The following is a 20,753-nucleotide window of genomic DNA, read 5'->3' as shown; positions in this document are numbered from 1 at the left end:
GGTGCCCTATCCCCCCAGGGCGCCTCGGCCCGGTGGCCGCCCTTCGCGAGCGGTGCCCCACCCTGTGGCGTCCCTCATCACATGCCGTCCGTGCCTCTCCCATATCCGGAACCTCTTCCGCGGAGGGGGCCCGCTCCGCGGCCATGTCCCTGTGAACCCGGCTTCTTCAGCCCGGCAGAGTCACCGCCGACCCCTGCCCGGGTGGAGCGACGGCGCCCCGGGACGCGGGCTGCCGGGGTGAGCGCCCGCGCCCCGGGACGCGGGCGCTCCACAGGCCCGTCCACCCGACGAACCGCTCCCCGCGACTCGTCCGGGCTGGGGCTGTCAGCGGCCCGTGGGATGCTGTGTCCCGATGGCCAGGAAGACTGCGACTCAGAACGACGACCCCCTCGCCCCCATCACGCTTGCCGTGGGCCAGGAGGATCTCCTCCTCGACCGTGCCGTGCAGCAGGTCGTCGCGGCGGCCCGCGCGGCCGACGCGGACACCGATGTGCGCGAACTCATGCCCGACGCACTGCGACCGGGCACGCTCGCCGAGCTGACGAGCCCGTCGCTGTTCGCCGAGCGCAAGGTCGTCGTGGTGCGCGACGCGCAGGACGTCTCCGCGGACGCCATCAAGGACGTGAAGGGCTACCTCGCCGCTCCGGCCGAGGAGATCACCCTCGTCCTGCTGCACGCGGGCGGCGCCAAGGGCAAGGGGCTCCTGGACGCCGCACGCAAAGCGGGAGCCCGCGAGGTCGCGTGCCCGAAGATGACCAAGCCTGCGGACCGACTGGCTTTCGTGCGCTCGGAGTTCCGCGCCGCGGGACGTTCCGCGACGCCCGAGGCCTGCCAGGCGCTGGTCGATGCGATCGGCAGCGATCTGCGCGAACTCGCCAGTGCCTGTTCGCAGTTGGCCGCCGACGTCGAGGGAACCATCGACGAGGCCGTCGTCGCCCGGTACTACACCGGCCGTGCCGAGGCGTCCAGTTTCACCGTCGCCGACCGGGCGGTGGAGGGCAGGACCGCCGAGGCGCTCGAGGCGCTCCGCTGGTCGCTGTCCACTGGCGTCGCACCCGTACTGATCACCAGCGCGCTCGCCCAGGGCGTACGGGCGATCGGCAAGCTCGCGTCCGCGCCCCGCGGCATGCGGCCCGGCGATCTCGCCCGCGAGCTGGGCATGCCGCCCTGGAAGATCGACCGTGTGCGACAGCAGATGCGGGGCTGGTCGGCGGATGGCGTCTCGGTCGCGCTGAGGGCGGTGGCCGAAGCCGACGGTGCGGTCAAGGGCGGCGGGGACGACCCCGAATACGCCCTGGAGAAGGCCGTGGTGACGATCGCGCGCGCCGCACGCCCCTCACGCCCCCGCTGACCGGAGGCGCACCAGGCACACCACTGTGCCGCACCAGGCACACCACTGGGCCGCTTGGCGGTGACGCGGGCGATTCGGGTCTCCGGAGGCCGGGAGTTCGGGAAGGGCGACGGTGCGGGCCCGCGGAACAGCCCTGCGAAACGCGGCCCGTTCCCCGAACTCGACCGGTCCCCACGCGCCCCGACCCCGACTGCTCCGCACGTGCCCGGCCCCGACCGGTCCCCACGCGCCCCCCCGGCCCGACCGGTCTCCGCACGTGCCCTGCCCCGACCGGTCCCCACGCGCCCCCCCGGCCCGACCGGTCTCCCCACACGCCCTGGCCCCGACCGATTCCGACACGCCCTCGGACTCAGCCGGTCTCCTCCCGCCCGCCCGGACTCAGCCGCTCAGCTTCCTCAACGTCGCCTTTGTGTCCTGCTTCAGCATGTCCTCGATCTCCGAGATGTCCGGCTCCGAATCCCCGCTGTCGCTGGACGAGACGTAGTTGCTGAAGCTCATCTGGAAGGTCATCCAGCCGTCGCGCACCGCGAGATACGCCGACGAGCCCGTCTCCCGCGGCTTCTCGGGCGTCACCAGGTACGCCACGTCGCCGATGCCGGGGACCTTGCGCACCGAGAAGGTGTTCCCGCTGCCGCCTCGCTGGTCGAAACTCTCGTACTGCGCCTCGAAGTTGGCCGAGGGGTCGGTGGCCTTGTAGAGCCACATTTCGACCGTCACGGTGGCGCTCGAGTAGCGGGCGCCGGACGGCGCGAGCGACGTCGTGCACCACATGGCGTCGAGCGCCTTGTGCGTGGCCGCGTCGTTCTTCGGGGACGACTTCTCCTCCGGGTACTCCTCTTTGAAGGCCGAAAGATCGGTGTCCGGGCAGATGTCCTCGCGGTAGGTGTAGCCGGCGAGGTCGGGGCTTCCGCCTCCCTGGCCCGGGAAGCCTCCGGTCGCGAAGACGACGGCCGCCCACACCGCGGAGGCGACGACCGCCCCGCCCAGCGCCCATAGCCAGCCGCGGCCCGCGGCGGAGGAGGGGGCGGGCGGCACGGGCGGCCCGAACCCGTAACCCCCGGGCTGCGGCGGCACGTACGGCCCGGGAAGGCCGGGCGGCTGCGGCTGATGCGTGTGAGACGGCTGTGGCTGAGGAGGCTGCGGTGGGTACGCATGTGGCGGCTGCGGATGGGACTGACCGCCGTACGGCTGCGCGGCATACGGATTCGACTGATCCCCCGGTATCGACATGCCGTGAAGATAGCGGACCTGTCCGCATACGACAGCGGCGCGTGCTCCACTCCCCGCGCCCCGCCCGTCCCCCACTGACCCCAACGCCGAACCCGGGGCGGAACCCGGCAGTGAATCCGACATCGGCCACACCGACCCCCGGTGCCGCGGGACGGTACCCGCGCACACCGAAGGCCCGGTGCTGTCCTGGGGAAGGAACAGGCACCGGGCCTTCGGCAATGAATTGGAGTGCGCCGCACCCGCGTGGCGAACGCAGGCCGCGTGCGGCGCGAAGGTTGCCGTCCGGAGCGGTTGAGAGGGTCCGCTGGATCCGGGTCGGCAGGGTCGGGGCTCTGGAGCCCCTGGGGCCGGAGCCCCGTACATCACGTCACTGTTGAGGTGTGTGAGGCAGGTGTTGCGAGTGTCAGCTGTTACAGGTGTCAGCCCTGGAGGGTCGCGACCCGCTGAGCCAGAGCAGCCTTCTTGTTGGCGGCCTGGTTCTTGTGGATCACGCCCTTGCTGACGGCCTTGTCGAGCTTGCGGGTCGCCTCGCGAGCGGCCACGGTGGCCTTCTCGGCGTCGCCGGCCTCGACGGCCTCACGGGTCTTGCGGATCGCGGTCTTGAGCGAGGACTTGACGGCCTTGTTGCGCAGGCGCGCCTTCTCGTTCGTCTTGTTCCGCTTGATCTGGGACTTGATGTTCGCCACGAAAGAGCCTTTGCAGGTTCGTCTGATTTCCTGAGCTTACTGAGCAGCGCCTCGGCTTGAGAGGGCACGAGGCACAGTGGACCAGGCTACCAGCAGCCCCGAAGGCCTCCCAAACCCGTCGCTCACCTGAGGGCGTGGGACTATGGAGGCTACGTATCGATCCGACCAGAGGCGGCAGACGCCTCAAGAAACAGGACCCTGCGTGCCCGCGACCCCTAGTAATGTGCCGGAGCCGAGCCGTACCGACCCGGCGCGCATCCGTAACTTCTGCATCATCGCGCACATCGACCACGGCAAGTCCACGCTTGCCGACCGCATGCTGCAGCTCACCGGCGTCGTCGAGCAGCGGCAGATGCGCGCCCAGTATCTCGACCGGATGGACATCGAGCGCGAGCGCGGCATCACGATCAAGTCCCAGGCGGTGAGGCTGCCGTGGGCGCCGACCGCGGGGGAGGGTGCGGGCACCACTCACATCCTCAACATGATCGACACCCCGGGCCACGTGGACTTCACCTATGAGGTCTCGCGCTCGCTCGCGGCCTGCGAGGGCACGCTCCTCCTGGTGGACGCGGCTCAGGGCATCGAGGCGCAGACCCTCGCCAACCTCTACCTGGCGATGGAGAACGACCTCGCGATCATCCCCGTGCTGAACAAGATCGACCTGCCGGCCGCCCAGCCGGAGAAGTTCTCCGAGGAGCTGGCGCATCTCATCGGCTGCGAGCCGGAGGATGTGCTCAGAGTCTCGGCGAAGACCGGTGACGGCGTCCCGGAGCTGCTCAACAAGGTGGTGGAGACGGTCCCGGCCCCGGTCGGCGTCAAGGACTCCCCGGCCCGCGCGATGATCTTCGACTCGGTCTACGACTCGTACCGCGGCGTCGTCACCTACGTCCGTGTCGTCGACGGACAGCTCAACAGGCGTGAGCGGATCAGGATGATGTCGACCGGCGCCTCGCACGAGCTGCTGGAGATCGGCACCAACTCGCCGGAGATGACCCCGGCCGACGGCCTCGGCGTCGGCGAGGTGGGCTATCTGATCACCGGTGTGAAGGACGTCCGGCAGTCCAAGGTGGGTGACACCATCACCCAGCTCAGCAAGGGCGCCGTGGAGCCGCTCGGCGGCTACAAGGACCCGAAGCCCATGGTCTTCTCGGGCCTCTATCCGCTGGACGGCTCCGACTACCCCGAGCTCCGTGAGGCCCTGGACAAGCTCCAGCTCAACGACGCCGCGCTGGTCTACGAGCCGGAGACCTCCGCCGCGCTCGGCTTCGGCTTCCGCGTCGGCTTCCTCGGCCTGCTGCACCTGGACGTGATCCGGGAGCGGCTGGAGCGCGAGTTCGGGCTCGACCTGATCGCCACCGCCCCCAACGTGGTCTACCGCGTCGACATGGAGGACGGCACCGAGCACACGGTCACCAACCCGAGCGAGTTCCCCACCGGCAAGATCGCCGAGGTGCACGAGCCGGTCGTCCGCGCCACTCTCCTGGCCCCCAGCGAGTTCATCGGCGCGATCATGGAGCTGTGCCAGAACCGGCGCGGCTCGCTGCTGGGGATGGACTACCTCTCCGAGGACCGCGTCGAGCTGCGCTACACCCTCCCGCTGGCCGAGATCGTCTTCGACTTCTTCGACCAGCTCAAGTCCAAGACCCGTGGCTACGCCTCGCTCGACTACGAGCCCACCGGCGAACAGACCGCCGAGCTGGTCAAGGTCGACATCCTGCTGCACGGCGACAAGGTCGACGCCTTCTCGGCGATCACGCACAAGGACAAGGCGTACGCGTACGGCGTGCGACTCGTGGCCAAGCTGCGCGAGCTGATCCCGCGGCAGAACTTCGAGGTGCCCATCCAGGCGGCCATCGGCAGCCGTGTGATCGCCCGGGAAACCGTCCGTGCCATCCGCAAGGACGTCCTCGCCAAGTGCTACGGCGGTGACATCTCCCGTAAGCGGAAGCTGCTGGAGAAGCAGAAGGAGGGCAAGAAGCGGATGAAGATGGTCGGCAACGTGGAGGTCCCGCAGGAGGCTTTCATCGCGGTGCTGTCCTCGGATTCCGAGGGCGGCGAGGCCAAGGCGAAGAAGTAGCCGAGGCCTCCGCCGAGAAGGAGAGGCCGCGGCCCGCCGAGGAGCTGCCACCGTTGTAAAGGCGCCCGCCCCCGAACACCCGGGGGCGGGCGCCTTCGTGTGGCATACGGGTGAATGCCGGGCCTTCCGGTTTCTCGCGGCAGAAACGTGCCGTTACGCACTGCGGCAGCGGTGATCCGGGCGGCCCAGGCCGGACCCGGGCGGGCACGATGGTCGTGCCCGCGCAGACACCGCTCGGGAAGGGATGCTCAAGTGAAGTACACGAAGGCTGCCGCCGTGGTTGTCGGCTCCGTCATGGCCCTCGGAACCGGATCCGCCGCCGTCGCCGACGACGGGCCCCCGGCCTCCGCCAGGACTCCGATGGGCCAGACGGCGCTGCTCAAGGACCAGCCGCTGGGTGATGTGAAGAACCCGGCGGAGAAGCCGCTCAACGGCCTTCTCTCCGTCATCACCACCCCGCTGCAGGGCGGCCAGCGGATGGATCCGCGCATGGTGGACAACGACATCCGCAAGTCCGTCCTCGAGCAGGTCGGGCAGGGCCACGACGCGGCTGCCAACCCGTCCACCGGAATGATGGGCGGAAGCCAGTTCGCCGGCGGTCAGGGCGGTCAGGGTCAGGGCGGTCTGGGCGGTCTGGGCGGGAACGGCGGGCTGCTCGGCGGTCTGCCCGTGGCCGGCTGAGCCTGGTCCTCCTCTGGCGGCACCGTGCGATGCGTGCGAGCGGGTCCGGACATGTCGATCCGGGCCCGCTTCTCCATGTTCGTTATCCATGACTGGCAGATGACGGATTCGTGCCGTCCACTGGGTGAAACGCACGTCAACGAGTGTGCAGTCCCCCCTTACGCAAAGGCGGAACGCGCCCTACGCTGATGGCTGCTCGAAGGTTACTCGCCAGTTAAACAACTGGCGGATCGAACCGCTCCCACTCACAGCACTTGCCGCGGGGCACGGAGGATGTCGTGAGCGACACACAGACCCTTATCGATAACCGGCCGCCCTCCGTGGCGACGCTCTTCCTGGAGCGGGTCGAGGCCACACCGGAGCGGGAGGCATTTCGCTACCCCGTGCCGCCCGCCTCGGGCGACGGCCCGGACGACTGGCGCTCACTCACCTGGAAGCAGTCCGCGGATCGCGTCCTGTCCATCGCCGCCGGCCTGATCGACGTCGGTGTACGCCCCGAGGAGCGGGTGGCCATCGCGTCCGCCACCTGCCTGGACTGGATCCTCGCCGACCTCGGCGTTCTGTGCGCGGGTGCCGCGACCACGACCGTCTACCCGTCCACCAACGCCGAGGAGACCGCGTACATCCTGGCGGACTCCGGCAGCCGGGTCATGATCGCCGAGAATGCCGAGCAGCTCGTCAAGGCCCGCGAGCAGCGCGCCCAGCTCCCGGATCTGGCGCATGTCGTCGTGATGAACGAGGCCGACGCGCTGACCGCCCCGGGCGACCCCGAGGACTGGGTGCTCTCCCTCGCCGAGCTCGAACGGCGCGGCGCGGCCTACCTGGAGCTGAACCCGGACGTCGTCCGCAAGCGGATCGACGCGATCACCGCCGACCAGCTCGCCACGCTGATCTACACCTCCGGTACCACCGGGCGCCCCAAGGGCGTACGGCTGCCGCACGACAACTGGGCGTACATGGCCCGGGCCATCGAGTCCACCGGCCTGGTCACCGGTGAGGACGTGCAGTACCTGTGGCTGCCGCTGGCGCACGTCTTCGGCAAGGTCCTGACCTCGGGCCAGATCGCGGTCGGCCACGTCACCGCCGTCGACGGCCGCATCGACAAGATCATCGAGAACCTCCCGGTGGTCAGGCCGACCTACATGGCGGCCGTGCCCCGCATCTTCGAGAAGGTCTACAACGGCGTCGTGGCCAAGGCCCGTGCGGGCGGCCCGGCCAAGTACAAGATCTTCATGTGGGCAGCGGGTGTCGCCCGCGACTACGCGAAGGTCTCCCAGGACAACCTGCGCCGCACGGGCAGCAGGACGGCGCCCCTCGGCCTCACCGTCAAGCACGCCGTCGCCGACAAGCTCGTCTACGCCAAGCTGCGCGAGGCGTTCGGCGGCCGGCTGCGTGCCGCGGTCTCCGGCTCCGCCGCGCTCGCCCCCGACATCGGCTTCTTCTTCTCCGGCGCCGGCATCAACATCCTGGAGGGCTACGGCCTCACCGAGTCCAGCGCCGCCAGCTTCGTCAACCCGGGGGAGACCTACCGCACCGGTACGGTCGGCAGGCCGCTGCCCGGTACCGAGGTCCGGATCGCCGACGACGGCGAGATCCTGCTCCGCGGCCCCGGCATCATGGAGGGCTACCACGGCCTGCCGGACCGGACGGCCGAGGTGCTGGAGTCCGACGGCTGGTTCCACACCGGCGACATCGGCGAGCTGTCCTCGGACGGCTTCCTGCGGATCACCGACCGCAAGAAGGACCTGATCAAGACCTCGGGCGGCAAGTACATCGCGCCGGCGGAGGTCGAGGGCCAGTTCAAGGCCGTCTGCCCGTTCGTCTCCAACATCCTGGTCCACGGCGCCGACCGGAACTTCTGCACGGCGCTCATCGCGCTCGACGAGCCCTCGATCACGGCGTGGGGCGCCGACCACGGCATGGCGGGCAAGCCGTACGCGGACGTGGTCACCTCCAAGCAGGTCGAGGAGATGATCGGCGGCTACGTCAGCCGCCTGAACGAGGGTCTGCAGCGCTGGCAGACGATCAAGAAGTTCCGGATCCTGCCGCGCGACCTCGATATCGAGCACGGCGAGCTCACTCCCAGCCTCAAGCTCAAGAGGCCTGTCGTGGAGCGGGAGTTCAAGCATCTGATCGACGAGATGTACGACGGTACGCGCGAGGCGTAGGGCCTGTCCTACGGGTCGCCTTAGGGCCCGCGGCGCCTTGCAGGGCTCCCCCGGAGCTTTTCCTGGGAGGTGCCCTCAGCACCAAGCGCCGCGGGCTGACCCGAGCCGATCCAACGACACGGCTCGACCACCTCAGGCGCGGACGGAAGCGAGCCCCGGGCGTTCCCGCCCGGGGCTCGCCCGTTCCCCGGGACGGGCCGCGCCCCCGGCCGGGACGGGGCCCTCCTTCGGCAGTGGACAATGGGGGCATGCCCTCCGCACTGCCCGACGGCGAGCCCGTGCCCCATGACGGGGCGCTGCCCGGCCCTGCCCTCGACGGGGCGGCCGGCCGGCCGCTCGGCTTCTACCTGCACGTGCCGTACTGCGCGACCCGCTGCGGCTACTGCGACTTCAACACCTACACCGCGAGCGAGCTGCGCGGCTCCGGTGGCGCCCTGGCTTCGCGCGAGAACTACGCGGACACACTCGCCGAGGAGGTCCGGCTCGCCCGCAAGGTGCTCGGCGACGACCCTCGGCCTGTCGAGACCGTCTTCGTGGGCGGCGGCACGCCGACCCTCCTCCCCGCCGCCGATCTCGGCCGGATGCTCGCCGCGATCCGGGACGAGTTCGGCCTCGCGGACGGCGCCGAGATCACCACCGAGGCCAATCCGGAGTCCGTGGACCCGCGCTACCTCGCCGAGCTACGGGAGTCGGGCTTCAACCGCGTCTCGTTCGGCATGCAGAGCGCCCGCCGCCACGTCCTCCAGGTCCTGGACCGTACGCACACCCCCGGGCGCCCCGAGGCGTGTGTCGCCGAGGCGCGCGCGGCGGGGTTCGGCCATGTGAACCTCGACCTGATCTACGGGACGCCGGGGGAGAGCGACGAGGACTGGCGCGCCTCGCTGGACGCCGCGATCGGCGCCGGCCCCGACCACGTGTCCGCGTACGCGCTGATCGTCGAGGAGGGCACGCAGCTCGCCCGGCGCATCCGGCGCGGCGAGGTGCCGATGACCGACGACGACGTGCACGCCGACCGCTACCTCATCGCCGAGGAGACGCTGTCGGCCGCCGGGTTCGACTGGTACGAGGTCTCGAACTGGGCCACGTCGCAGGCGGGCCGCTGCCGCCACAACGAGCTGTACTGGACCGGCGCCGACTGGTGGGGTGCCGGTCCGGGGGCCCACAGCCACGTCGGCGGCGTGCGCTGGTGGAACGTCAAACACCCCGGCGCGTACGCCCAGGCCCTGAGCGAGGGCCGCTCCCCGGGCGCGGGCCGCGAGGTGCTGGCCGACGAGGACCGCAGGGTCGAGCGCATCCTGCTGGAGATCCGCCTCAAGGACGGCTGCTCGCTCGACCTCCTCGCTTCCGCGGGCGCGCGGGCGGCCGGGCGCGCGCTGACGGACGGCCTGCTGGAGCCGGGCCCGTACGAGGACGGCCGCGCGGTGCTGACCCTGCGCGGGCGCCTGCTCGCCGACGCCGTCGTGCGCGACCTGGTCGACTGAGGGCTGGCCGGGAGCTGCACGGGCCGGGACGAACCCCCGACCGTCTCGAACACGCCGAGACAAACGCCCCCTTCCGTGCCCGCCGGGGCGAACGCCGCGGCCCGTTCTCGTACGCGCGATGCATCCCCCGGCCGGAGGAGTCCGGCCGTCGCCGGGATGCCGGGGCAGGTGAGGTCGCGGAGAATCCTGTGATGTGAGCGACATGAGGGGCTCTTCGGGTCCTCAGCCACCGCCGTCATCGTCCGAACCGGCGCACCCGGCCGCGGCGGAGGCACCGCGCGAGTCCGTGGCGCTGGCGGCCATGATGTTCGCGGTGGCAATGACCTTCATCGACCAGACCATCGTTTCCATCGCCGCGCCGGACATCATCAGGGAACTGAACCTCTCCGCCTCGGGCATGCAGTGGGTCGTCAACGCCTATCTGCTCACCCTCGCGGCCTTCTTCGCCCTCGGCGGCCGGCTCTCCGACGTCTTCGGCCACAAGCGGCTCATGCTCATCGGCACACTCGTGTTCGTCGTGTCCTCCGCGCTGTGCGGCGCCGTGCCCTCCGGGGATGGCGCCCAGGTGTGGCTGATCAGCTTCCGCGCCACCCAGGGCATCGGTGCGGCGTTCATGTTCCCGGCCGCGCTCGCCGTGGTCGTCGCCGTGTTCCCCGTGGAGAGGCGCGGCCGGGCGCTCGCGCTCTTCTTCGGGGTATCCGGCGCGCTGACGGCCGTGGGCCCGCTGCTCGGCGGCTGGCTGACCACCTGGACCTGGCGCGCGATCTTCTGGGTCAACGTCCCGGTCGCGATCATCGCCATCGCGCTGACGTTCGCCGCCCGCATCCGGAACGAGCAGCGCCGCGAGCCCGTCGACTGGGCGGGCGCGGCGCTCGTCGTCATCGGGATGGGCCTGAGCGTCCTGGGGTTGCAGCAGGCCACCGCGTGGGGCTGGAGCAGCGCCGCCACCTGGGTGTGCATCCTGGGCGGCCTGGTGGTCCTGGCACTGTTCGTGGGCTACGAGCTGAGGTGCCGCTATCCGCTCGTCAAACTGCGCGTGTTCGCCGACCGGGCCTTCTCCGTCGATATCGCCGTGCTGTTCTTCTCGATGATGGCGTTCGTCCCGGTGTTCTTCTTCACCTCGGTCTACGCCCAGGTCTCGCTCAGTTCATCGCCCAACCAGGCCGCGCTCTTCCTGCTCTACTTCTTCGCCGGGTTCGCCATCGCCTCCCAGTGGGGCGGCCGCATCCTCGACAAGAAGGGCGCCAAGCCGGCCATCCGGCTGGGCACCGCGCTCGGCGCCGTCGGCTTCGCCCTCTGGGCCAACAAGCTCACCGACCTCTCCCTGCACGACCAGTGGCCGTACGCCGCGCTCGCCGGCGCCGGGATCGGCTTCCTGCTCGCCCCCGCCTCCACCGATGCCGTCAACCGCTCGATCGGCGCCTCGTACGGCGAGGTCACCGGCATCACGCAGACGGTGCGCAACTACGCGGCCAGCATCGGCCTGGCGGTCTTCGGCACGGTGCTGACGCACACCATGACCAATCGCGTCGTGGAGAGCCTGGAGGCCCGGGGCGTTTCGGAGGGGGCGGCGCATGCGGGCGCCCGGGACATCGCCGAGGCGATCTCCGGCAACGCGGACAACCGGCAGCCGTCCGGCGACAGCCCGCTCGCCCGGCTCGGCAGCGACGCCCTGAGCGATATCCGTATGGACTTCGCGGAGGCCAACCAGGTCGTCTACTACTGCATGGCGGGTGCGCTGGCCATCGCGTTCCTCTGCTCCGGCTTCCACCCCGGTACGCGTGTCACGGGTGAGAGCGAGGAGGCGCCGCAGACCGGTAGCGGGCCGGGCGGCGACTCCGCCGCTACGGAGCGGTGACGAAGTCGATCAGTTCCTCGACCCGTCCCAGCAGCGTCGGTTCGAGGTCTTTGTAGCTGCGGACCGATCCCAGGATGCGCTGCCATGCGGCACCGGTGTTCTCCGGCCAGCCGAGCGCGCGGCACACGCCCGTCTTCCAGTCCTGGCCGCGCGGCACGGCGGGCCAGCCCGGGATGCCCACCGATGAGGGCTTCACCGCCTCCCAGACGTCGATGTACGGGTGGCCCACCACCAGGACGTCGTCGCCGGTGACCTCCGCGGCGATCCGGGACTCCTTGGACCCGGGCACCAGATGGTCGACCAGCACGCCGAGACGGGCGTCCGGGCCCGGCGCGAAGCCGTCGACGATCGCCGGAAGGTCGTCCACGCCCTCCAAGTACTCGACGACCACTCCCTCGATGCGCAGATCGTCGCCCCAGACGCGTTCGACGAGTTCGGCGTCGTGCCGCCCTTCGACATAGATCCGCCCGGCGCGCGCGACGCGCGCCCGCGCGCCCGGGACGGCGACCGAACCCGACGCCGTGCGGGACGGGGGACGCGGCGCCGTCACCGACGGCCGGACGAGCGTGACGACCTTGCCCTCCAGCAGGAAGCCGCGGGGCGTCATGGGGAACACGCGCTGCTTGCGGAAGCGGTCCTCCAGGGTGACGGTCGGGCCCTCGGCCGTCTTCTCCCAGCGCACCACCGCGCCGCAGAAGCCGGTCGTGACCTCCTCGACCACCATGTCCGTCTCCACCGGCACCTCGGGTGCGGGGTTCTGCTTCTTCCATGGCGGGGTGAGGTCGGGCCCGTAACTTCTGCTGCGCATCCGACCGACCTTACGGATCCCCGCCCTCGTGCGCCTACGACACGCCGAACCGGGCCGCCAGGTCGTCGCGCTGCGCCCGCAGGAAGCCCGCGTCGACCACCGCTCCGTGCCCGGGCACGTACAGCGCGTCCTCGCCGCCGAGGTCCAGCAGCCGGTCCAGGGCTGCGGGCCACTGGGTGGGGATGGCGTCGGGGCCGGCCTGCGGCTCGCCCGACTCCTCCACCAGGTCGCCGCAGAAGACGACGCTGGGCCCGCCCCCGAGCCCGGGGACGAGCACCGCCAGGTCGTGGCCGCTGTGTCCGGGGCCGACGTTGACCAGGACCACATCCCGTCCGTCGCCGAGGGGGACCGTCATCTCCCCGCTGACCAGATGGTCCGGCCGCAGCAGCATCTCGGCGGCCTCGGTGGCGGTCTCCCCGTCGACCCCATGCCGTACGGCGTCGTCGCGCAGGGCCTGCCGCGCCCGCCGGCCGCCCAGCATCAGGTCCATCCGGATCGCGCCGTAGACCTGCGTGCCCGCGAAGGCCGCGGCGCCCAGGACGTGGTCGAAGTGCGGGTGCGTGAGTGCGAGATGCGTCACCCGGCGTCCCAGCATCTCCTCCGCCTGCTGCCGGAGCTGGGCGCCCTCGCGGAGCGTGGCGCCCGCGTCGACCATCAGCACGGCGGAAGGTCCGTGGACCAGACCGGCCGTCGCGTCCCAGCCCGGCAGGCGGCGGCGGGCGACGCCCGGTGCGAGCTGCTCCCAGCCCGCCTCTTCCCAAGTGCGGTTCATGCGACGACGCTAGTCCCAGCCAGGTAGCGTTGCTCGCTGCCGAGTTCACCGGACCGCGGGCGCGGGACGGGGGCTCCGGGCGAGCGGGCCGCCCTTGCCCTGGTCATACCACCGCGCCGTACACTGGCTCGGGGGAAGCTGGCACTCAGAGACAGTGAGTGCCAAGCCCAGGGCCGAGGAACAGATGCTGGAGGTGTGCGCATGCTCAGCGAACGCAGACTCGAAGTGCTGCGCGCCATCGTCCAGGACTACGTGGGCACGGAGGAGCCCGTCGGTTCCAAGGCGCTCACGGAGCGACACGGCCTCGGTGTCTCCCCGGCCACCGTCCGTAACGACATGGCGGTGCTGGAGGACGAGGGGTTCATCGCTCAGCCGCACACCAGCGCCGGCCGCATCCCGACGGACAAGGGCTACCGCCTCTTCGTCGACAAGCTCGCGGGCGTCAAGCCGCTGTCGCAGGCCGAGCGCCGCGCCATCCAGAACTTCCTGGACGGCGCCGTCGACCTCGACGACGTGGTCGGACGTACGGTCCGGCTGCTGGCGCAGCTCACCCGGCAGGTCGCCGTGGTGCAGTACCCGTCGCTCACGCGCTCGACCATCCGGCACGTGGAGCTGCTGTCACTGGCTCCCGCCCGGCTGATGCTGGTGCTGATCACGGACACCGGCCGTGTCGAGCAGCGCATGGTCGACCTGCCCGCGCCTTTCGGTGAGACCTCCCTCGCCGATCTGCGGGCGCGGCTCAACAGCCGGGTCGGCAGCAGGCGTTTCGCGGATGTGCCCCAACTCGTGCAGGATCTGCCGGAATCCTTCGAGGCCGAGGACAAGCCCGCGGTCTCCACGGTCCTGGCGACGCTGCTCGAGACCCTGGTGGAGGAGACCGAGGAGCGGCTGGTGATCGGCGGCACCGCCAATCTCACCCGCTTCGGGCACGACTTCCCCTTGACCATCCGGCCGGTGCTGGAGGCCCTGGAGGAGCAGGTGGTGCTCCTCAAGCTCCTCGGCGAGGCCAAGGACCCTGGCATGACCGTACGAATCGGGCATGAGAACGCCCATGAGGGGCTGACTTCCACATCGGTCGTCGCGGTCGGCTACGGTTCGGGCGACGAGGCAGTCGCCAAACTCGGCGTGGTCGGACCGACCCGCATGGACTACCCCGGAACGATGGGAGCGGTACGCGCAGTGGCACGTTACGTCGGACAGATCCTGGCGGAGTCGTAAGTGGCCACGGATTACTACGCCGTCCTCGGAGTGCGCCGCGACGCAGGGCAGGACGAGATCAAGAAGGCGTTCCGTCGCCTCGCCCGTGAGCTGCACCCGGACGTCAATCCGGATCCGAAGACCCAGGAGCGGTTCAAGGAGATCAACGCCGCTTACGAGGTGCTCTCCGATCCGCAGAAGAAGCAGGTCTACGACCTCGGTGGTGACCCGCTCTCGGGCGCTGCCGCGGGCGGCGCGGGCGGCTTCGGCGCGGGCTTCGGCAACTTCTCCGACATCATGGACGCCTTCTTCGGCACCGCCTCCCAGCGCGGTCCGAGGTCGCGCACGCGGCGAGGCCAGGACGCCATGATCCGGCTCGACATCGAGCTGGACGAGGCGGCCTTCGGCACCACGAAGGACATCCAGGTCGACACCGCCATCGTGTGCACCACGTGCTCCGGTGAGGGCGCGGCACCCGGCACCTCCGCGCAGACCTGCGACATGTGCCGCGGACGCGGCGAGGTCTCGCAGGTGACGCGGTCCTTCCTCGGCCAGGTCATGACCTCGCGGCCGTGCCCGCAGTGTCAGGGCTTCGGCACGGTCGTGCCCAACCCCTGCCCGGAGTGCGCGGGCGACGGGCGCATCCGCTCCCGCCGCACCCTCACCGTCAAGATCCCGGCGGGCGTGGACAACGGCACCCGCATCCAGCTGGCGGGCGAGGGCGAGGTCGGCCCGGGCGGCGGCCCGGCGGGCGATCTGTACGTCGAGATCCACGAGATGCCGCACCCGGTGTTCCAGCGGCGCGGGGACGACCTGCACTGCACGGTCACCATCCCGATGACGGCGGCGGCTCTCGGCACCCAGGTGCCGCTGGAGACGCTCGACGGGCTGGAGGAGGTCGACATCCGGCCGGGCACGCAGTCCGGGCAGTCGGTCCCGCTCCACCAGCGCGGCATCACGCATCTGCGCGGCGGCGGGCGCGGTGACCTGATCGTCCACGTCGAGGTCCAGACGCCTTCGAAGCTCGATCCGCAGCAGGAGGATCTGCTGCGGCAGCTCTCGAAACTGCGCGGGGAGGAGCGGCCTTCGGGCCACTTTCAGCCGGGGCAGCAGGGGCTCTTCTCCCGCCTGAAGGATGCCTTCAACGGCCGCTGACCGATGGTGCCCGCGTTCCGGGGTCGGTGCCCGCTGACCCCGGCAGCCGGGGCATGGCACCGCGTGACACCATACGGCCATGCCCTCCGTGTTCTCCGATCTGTCGCCGTACCCGATCGTGCAGGCCCCCATGGCCGGCGGGGCGTCCTGCCCCGAGCTCGCCGCCGCCGTGTGCGATGCGGGCGGCCTCGGGTTCCTCGCCGCCGGGTACAAGACGCCGGAGGCGATGTATCAGGAGATCAAGCGGCTCCGCGGGCTGACTGAGCGCCCCTTCGGGGTGAACGTCTTCATGCCGCAGCCCTCCCTGGCGGACGCCGGCGCGCTCGAGGTCTACCGCGAGCAGCTCGCGGGTGAGTCGTCCTGGTACGAGACGCCGCTCGGCGACACCGACGGCAGCCTGGACGACGCGTACGAGGCCAAGCTCGCGATCCTGCTCGACGATCCCGTCCCCGTCGTCTCCTTCACCTTCGGCTGCCCCTCGCGCGCGGCCCTGGAGGCGTTCGCCAAGACGGGCACGCTCACGGTCGTCACCGTCACCAGCCCCGCCGAGGCGCAGGCGGCCCAGTGGGCAGGTGCCGACGGCGTCTGCGTCCAGGGCATCGAGGCCGGAGGCCACCAGAGCACCCACCACGACGACCCCCAGGCCGACGGCACCTCGTCCGGGGTCGGTCTGCTGACGCTCATCGCGCAGGTCAGCGAGGCGGTGCAGTTGCCGATCGTCGCTGCGGGCGGGCTGATGCGGGGCTGCCAGATCGCGGGCGCCCTGGCCGCCGGCGCGGACGCGGCCCAGCTCGGCACCGCCTTCCTCGTCGCCCCCGAGTCGGGTGCCAATGCCCTGCACAAGCGGGCCATGACCGATCCGCTGTTCCCCCGTACCGAGCTGACCCGGGCCTTCTCGGGACGCCCGGCCCGCGGTCTGGTCAACCGGTTCGTCCGGGAGCACGGGCGGTACGCCCCGGCCGCGTACCCGCAGGTGCACTACATGACCGCGGGGCTGCGCAAGGCCGCCGCCACGGCGGGCGACCCGCAGGGGATGGCGCTCTGGGCGGGGCAGGGCCACCGGCTGGCGCGTCAGCTTCCGGCAGGGGAGCTGATCGAGGTGCTGGTCGCCGAACTGGAGTCGGCGCGCGAGTCGTTGGTGACCGGAGCCCGGTCGTGACGGCACCGGTCTTCCTCGCCGACCGCGACCTGCTGCACCGCCTCCGGCAGGAGGGCGCCACGACCGTCACCCTGGGCGGGCCCGAGGGGCGCCACGCGGTGTCCGTACGGCGGTTGCGCGCGGGTGAGGAGATCGTGCTGACGGACGGGGCGGGTACCGGCGCGTACGGCACGGTGGCCGCTGTCGAGGGCAAGGACCGGTTGGAGGTCGCCGTTTCCGCGTGGCGCGAGGAGCCCGAGCCGCGGCTTCGTATCACCGTCGTGCAGGCGCTGCCCAAGGGAGACCGGGGCGAACTCGCCGTCGAGACCATGACGGAGACGGGCGCCGACGTGATCGTGCCCTGGGCGGCGGCGCGTTGCGTCACCCAGTGGCGGGGCGAGCGCGGGACGAAGGCGCTGACCAAGTGGCGGACCACCGCCCGCGAGGCGGGCAAGCAGGCCCGCCGTCTCCGCTTCCCCGAGGTGACCGAGCCGATGACGACGTCTCGGGTCGCCGGGCTGCTCGCCGGCGCGGCGTTCGCGGCCGTGCTCCACGAGGAGGGCGGCGAGCCGCTGGCCACCGCCGAACTCCCCGCCCAGGGAGACATCGTGCTCGTCGTCGGCCCGGAGGGCGGCGTCTCGCCGGAGGAGCTGGCCGCGTTCGGGGAGGCGGGAGCGAAGCCGTACCGGCTCGGCCCGACCGTGCTGCGCACCTCCACGGCGGGCACCGCGGCGACGGCCCTGCTGCTGGGCCGTACGGGGCGCTGGTCCTGAGCCGGACCGCCGCCGTCCGGTAGGGCACGGGGCGTCATCTCGCCCCGCCCGTACCGATTTCCGGTCAACGACTACCGGAAAGTGCTGGTAGGGCCCCTGGCACCTGATTAGTGTGGCGGGCGTGACGCAGCCTTCGACGCCCTCTTCGCCGCAGCCCTCGTATCTCCGCCACCCGCATCTGCACGGCGAGTTGATCACCTTCACCGCCGAGGACGACGTCTGGGCCGCGCCCCTGGACGGGGGGCGCGCCTGGCGGGTCAGCGCCGACAACATGCCGGTCTCGTCTCCGCGCATCTCCCCGGACGGCGAGCACGTCGCCTGGACCTCCACCCGCGACGGGGCGCCCGAGGTGCACGTCGCCCCGGTCGACGGGGGCCCCGCCAAGCGCCTCACCCACTGGGGCAGTTGGAAGACGGCCGTGCGCGGCTGGACGCCGGACGGCGAGGTGCTGGCGATCAGCACGTACGGGCAGGCTTCCCTGCGCCGTACGTGGGCCAGGGCGCTTCCGCTGGACGGCAGCCCCGCGCGCACGCTCCCGTACGGCCCGGTCGGCGACGTGGCGTACGGCCCGCGCGGCGCCGTCCTGCTGCTGTCGGCCACCATGGGCCGGGAGGCCGCGGCGTGGAAGCGCTACCGCGGCGGCACGGCCGGCAGGTTGTGGATCGACCGGGACGGGACGGGCGAGTTCGAACGGCTCCACGCGGACCTCGACGGGAACATGGAGTTCCCGCTCCGGGTGGGCGACCGGGTCGCGTTCCTCTCCGACCACGAGGGCACCGGCGCCCTCCACTCCTCGCTCCCCGACGGCTCGGACCTGCGCCGGCACACGCCGCTCGACCACTTCTACGCTCGCCACGCCGCCACCGACGGCACGCGCGTCATCTACTCCTCCGGCGGCGAACTGTGGCTGCTGGACGACCTGGAGAGCGCGGAGCCGCGGCGGCTGACCGTCCGTCTCGGCGGCCAGCGCACCGACCTCCAGCCGTTCCCGGCGCGGGCCGCCGCCTACCTGGGCGACGCCCGCCCCGACCGCACGGGCCGGGGCAGCGCCGTCGAGGTGCGCGGCAGCATCCACTGGGTCACGCACCGCGAGGGCCCGGCCCGCGCGCTCGCGGCGACGCCGGGCGTACGGGCACGGCTGCCCCGCGTCTTCCGGGCGGGCGGCGGCACCGAGGAGCACGTCGTCTGGGTCACGGACGCGGAGGGCGAGGACGCCCTGGAGTTCGCGCCCTCCGCCGGGGCGGCACCCGGGGCGGCCCCCCGCCGCATCGGGGCAGGGCAGTTCGGCCGCGTCCTCGACCTCGCCATGGCGCCCGACGGCAGTCGCGCGGCCGTCGCTTCCCACGACGGGCGCGTCCTGCTCGTCGAGCGCGAGTCGGGGGAGGTGCGCGAGGTCGCCCGCAGTGAGTTCGGCGACGCCGACGGCCTGGTCTTCTCACCCGACTCCGGCTGGCTCGCCTGGTCGCACCCGGGCCCCGGCCCGCTCAGGCAGCTCAAGATCGCCAACGCGACGGACCTGTCCGTCGCCGAGGCCACCCCGCTGCGCTTCAACGACTTCTCGCCCGCCTTCACCGCCGACGGCAAGCACCTGGCGTTCCTCTCCGAGCGGGCCTTCGACCCGGTCTACGACGCGCACGTCTTCGACCTCGCCTTCGTCGGCGCCTGCCGCCCGCACCTGATCACGCTGGCCGCGGCCACCCCGTCGCCCTTCGGCCCGCAGCGCCACGGGCGCCCCCGCGAGGACGACAAGCCGGACCACGACGGAGGCGACCAGGACCAGGAGCAGACGCCGCCCGCCACCCGTATCGACCTCGACGGCCTCGCCGACCGCATCGTGCCCTTCCCGGTCGAGGCCGGCCGCTACTCCATGCTCCGCTCCGCGGAGGACGGCGTGCTGTGGCTCCGCCACCCGATGAGCGGTGTCCTCGGTTCCGCCCTGGCCACGCCCGAGGACGACGGGCCGACCACCGGGCTCGTCCGCTATGACCTCGCCCAGCGGCGCCTGGAGGAACTGGCCGGTGACGTCGACGACTTCGCGGTCAGCGGCGACGGCAAGCGGGTGCTGATCTCCGCCGACGGCAAGCTCCGCGCCGTACCGGCGGACGCCAAGTCCTCGGACGACGAGGACAGCGACACCAGCACCACGGTCGACCTCTCCCGGATCCGGCTGACGGTCGACCCGGCCGCCGAGTGGCGGCAGATGTACGACGAGGCCGGGCGCCTCATGCGCGACAACTTCTGGCGCCCGGACCTGGGCGGCACGGACTGGGACGCGGTCCTGGACCGCTACCGCCCCGCGCTCGACCGCGTGGCCACCCACGACGACCTGGTGGACCTGCTGTGGGAGGTCCAGGGCGAACTGGGCACCTCCCACGCGTACGTCACCCCGCCCGGCGGATGGGGCGACCCCGCGCACCGGCAGGGGCTGCTCGGCGCCGACCTCGCCCGCGACGACGACGGCGCGTGGCGGATCGAGCGCATCCTGCCGTCCGAGACCTCCGACCCGGGCGCCCGCTCCCCGCTGGCCGCGCCGGGCGTGGCCGTACGGGCCGGGGACGCGATCCTGGCCGTCGACGGCCACCGGGTCGACCCCGTGACCGGGCCCGGGCCGCTGCTCGTCGGTGCGGCGGGCAAGCCCGTCGAGCTCACCGTCGCGCCGTCCGGCGGGGGCGACCCGCGGCACGTCGTGGTCGTCCCGGTCGCGGACGAGGAGCCGCTGCGCTACCACGCGTGGGTCGCGGGGCGGCGGGCGTATGTGCACGAGCAGTCCGGCGGGCGGCTCGGCTATCTGCACGTCCCCGACATGCAGGCGCCCGGCTGGGCCCAGATCCACCGCGATCTGCGGGTCGAAGTCGCCCGCGAGGGGCTGGTGGTGGACGTCCGCGAGAACCGGGGCGGCCACACCTCCCAGCTCGTCGTGGAGAAGCTGGCCCGCCGCATCGTCGGCTGGGACCTGCCGCGCGACATGCAGCCCGTGAGCTACCCGCAGGACGCGCCGCGCGGGCCGGTCGTCGCCGTCGCCAACCAGTTCTCCGGATCCGACGGCGACATCGTCAACGCGGCCATCAAGGCCCTGGGCATCGGCCCGGTGGTCGGCGAGCGCACCTGGGGAGGCGTGATCGGCATCGACCGGCGCTACACGCTGGTCGACGGCACGGAGGTCACCCAGCCCAAGTACGCCTTCTGGCTGGAGGGTTACGGCTGGGGTGTGGAGAACCACGGCGTCGACCCGGACGTGGAGGTCGTCCACGCGCCCCAGGACTCGGCGGCGGGCCGTGACCCGCAGCTCGACGAGGCGATCCGCATCGCACTGGCGGCGCTCTCGGAGAACCCGGCGAAGCTTCCGCCGCAGCTTCCGCAACTCCCTTAGCACTCGGG

General features: G+C 71.7%; 15 protein-coding genes. 11 read left to right on the top strand and 4 right to left on the bottom strand.

Annotation, left to right across the window (positions count from 1 at the left end):
• Positions 1–352 precede the first annotated feature (352 nt).
• Positions 353–1,351, top strand: coding sequence for a DNA polymerase III subunit delta (holA, locus tag ACGFNH_RS03600; RefSeq protein ID WP_393651310.1), 999 nt, complete (start codon positions 353–355; stop codon positions 1,349–1,351).
• Positions 1,352–1,729: 378 nt separating this feature from the next.
• On the opposite strand, the gene ACGFNH_RS03595 is transcribed toward holA, so the two are convergent.
• Complete coding sequence (locus ACGFNH_RS03595; RefSeq protein WP_393651309.1) at positions 1,730–2,386, bottom strand: hypothetical protein; 657 nt, start codon at positions 2,384–2,386, stop codon at positions 1,730–1,732.
• Positions 2,387–3,000: 614 nt separating this feature from the next.
• Positions 3,001–3,267: a 30S ribosomal protein S20 gene (gene rpsT / locus ACGFNH_RS03590; protein WP_393651308.1), complete on the bottom strand. Its 267-nt coding sequence runs from the start codon at positions 3,265–3,267 to the stop codon at positions 3,001–3,003.
• A 202-nt stretch (positions 3,268–3,469) separates the two neighbouring features.
• Here rpsT and lepA point away from each other — a divergent pair, with 202 nt between their 5' ends.
• From lepA to ACGFNH_RS03565, 5 genes are all read left to right on the top strand, one after another.
• A complete protein-coding gene (gene lepA, locus ACGFNH_RS03585) occupies positions 3,470–5,344 on the top strand; it encodes a translation elongation factor 4 (protein ID WP_393651307.1) in 1,875 nt (624 codons plus the stop codon).
• A gap of 252 nt (positions 5,345–5,596) precedes the next feature.
• Positions 5,597–6,025 (top strand): hypothetical protein, encoded by a 429-nt coding sequence (locus ACGFNH_RS03580; protein ID WP_393651306.1) that lies wholly within the window; start codon positions 5,597–5,599, stop codon positions 6,023–6,025.
• A 278-nt stretch (positions 6,026–6,303) separates the two neighbouring features.
• Positions 6,304–8,193, top strand: a complete 1,890-nt coding sequence (locus tag ACGFNH_RS03575) for an AMP-dependent synthetase/ligase (RefSeq protein WP_393651305.1) — start codon at positions 6,304–6,306, stop codon at positions 8,191–8,193.
• Positions 8,194–8,441: 248 nt separating this feature from the next.
• On the top strand, positions 8,442–9,674 hold the full coding sequence (gene hemW, locus ACGFNH_RS03570) for a radical SAM family heme chaperone HemW (protein WP_393651304.1): 1,233 nt from the start codon (positions 8,442–8,444) through the stop codon (positions 9,672–9,674).
• A 202-nt stretch (positions 9,675–9,876) separates the two neighbouring features.
• Positions 9,877–11,532, top strand: a complete 1,656-nt coding sequence (locus tag ACGFNH_RS03565; RefSeq protein ID WP_393651497.1) for an MFS transporter — start codon at positions 9,877–9,879, stop codon at positions 11,530–11,532.
• Here the strand turns inward: ACGFNH_RS03565 and ACGFNH_RS03560 are convergent.
• Positions 11,519–12,340, bottom strand: a complete 822-nt coding sequence (locus ACGFNH_RS03560) for a DUF3097 domain-containing protein (protein ID WP_393651303.1) — start codon at positions 12,338–12,340, stop codon at positions 11,519–11,521. The genes ACGFNH_RS03565 and ACGFNH_RS03560 overlap by 14 nt on opposite strands.
• 34 nt (positions 12,341–12,374) lie before the next feature.
• A complete protein-coding gene (locus tag ACGFNH_RS03555) occupies positions 12,375–13,112 on the bottom strand; it encodes an MBL fold metallo-hydrolase (RefSeq protein WP_393651302.1) in 738 nt (245 codons plus the stop codon).
• 201 nt (positions 13,113–13,313) lie between these two features.
• Between ACGFNH_RS03555 and hrcA the strand changes: the two genes are divergently transcribed.
• The 5 genes from hrcA (at position 13,314) to ACGFNH_RS03530 (ending at position 20,745) form a co-directional block, all read left to right on the top strand.
• Positions 13,314–14,330 (top strand): heat-inducible transcriptional repressor HrcA, encoded by a 1,017-nt coding sequence (hrcA, locus tag ACGFNH_RS03550; RefSeq protein WP_393651301.1) that lies wholly within the window; start codon positions 13,314–13,316, stop codon positions 14,328–14,330.
• A complete protein-coding gene (gene dnaJ, locus ACGFNH_RS03545) occupies positions 14,331–15,464 on the top strand; it encodes a molecular chaperone DnaJ (RefSeq protein ID WP_393651300.1) in 1,134 nt (377 codons plus the stop codon). It abuts the gene before it with no gap.
• A 79-nt stretch (positions 15,465–15,543) separates the two neighbouring features.
• Positions 15,544–16,623, top strand: a complete 1,080-nt coding sequence (locus ACGFNH_RS03540; protein ID WP_393651299.1) for a nitronate monooxygenase — start codon at positions 15,544–15,546, stop codon at positions 16,621–16,623.
• Positions 16,620–17,375, top strand: a complete 756-nt coding sequence (locus ACGFNH_RS03535) for a 16S rRNA (uracil(1498)-N(3))-methyltransferase (protein WP_393651298.1) — start codon at positions 16,620–16,622, stop codon at positions 17,373–17,375. The genes ACGFNH_RS03540 and ACGFNH_RS03535 overlap by 4 nt, the downstream gene beginning before the upstream one ends.
• A gap of 112 nt (positions 17,376–17,487) precedes the next feature.
• On the top strand, positions 17,488–20,745 hold the full coding sequence (locus ACGFNH_RS03530) for a S41 family peptidase (protein ID WP_393651297.1): 3,258 nt from the start codon (positions 17,488–17,490) through the stop codon (positions 20,743–20,745).
• Positions 20,746–20,753 lie beyond the last annotated feature (8 nt).

It is taken from the genome of Streptomyces sp. NPDC048639, assembly GCF_043199075.1.
Taxonomy (GTDB): domain Bacteria; phylum Actinomycetota; class Actinomycetes; order Streptomycetales; family Streptomycetaceae; genus Streptomyces.
Note: the sequence above shows the minus strand (reverse complement) of the source record. Positions and strands in the feature narration are given on the sequence as shown.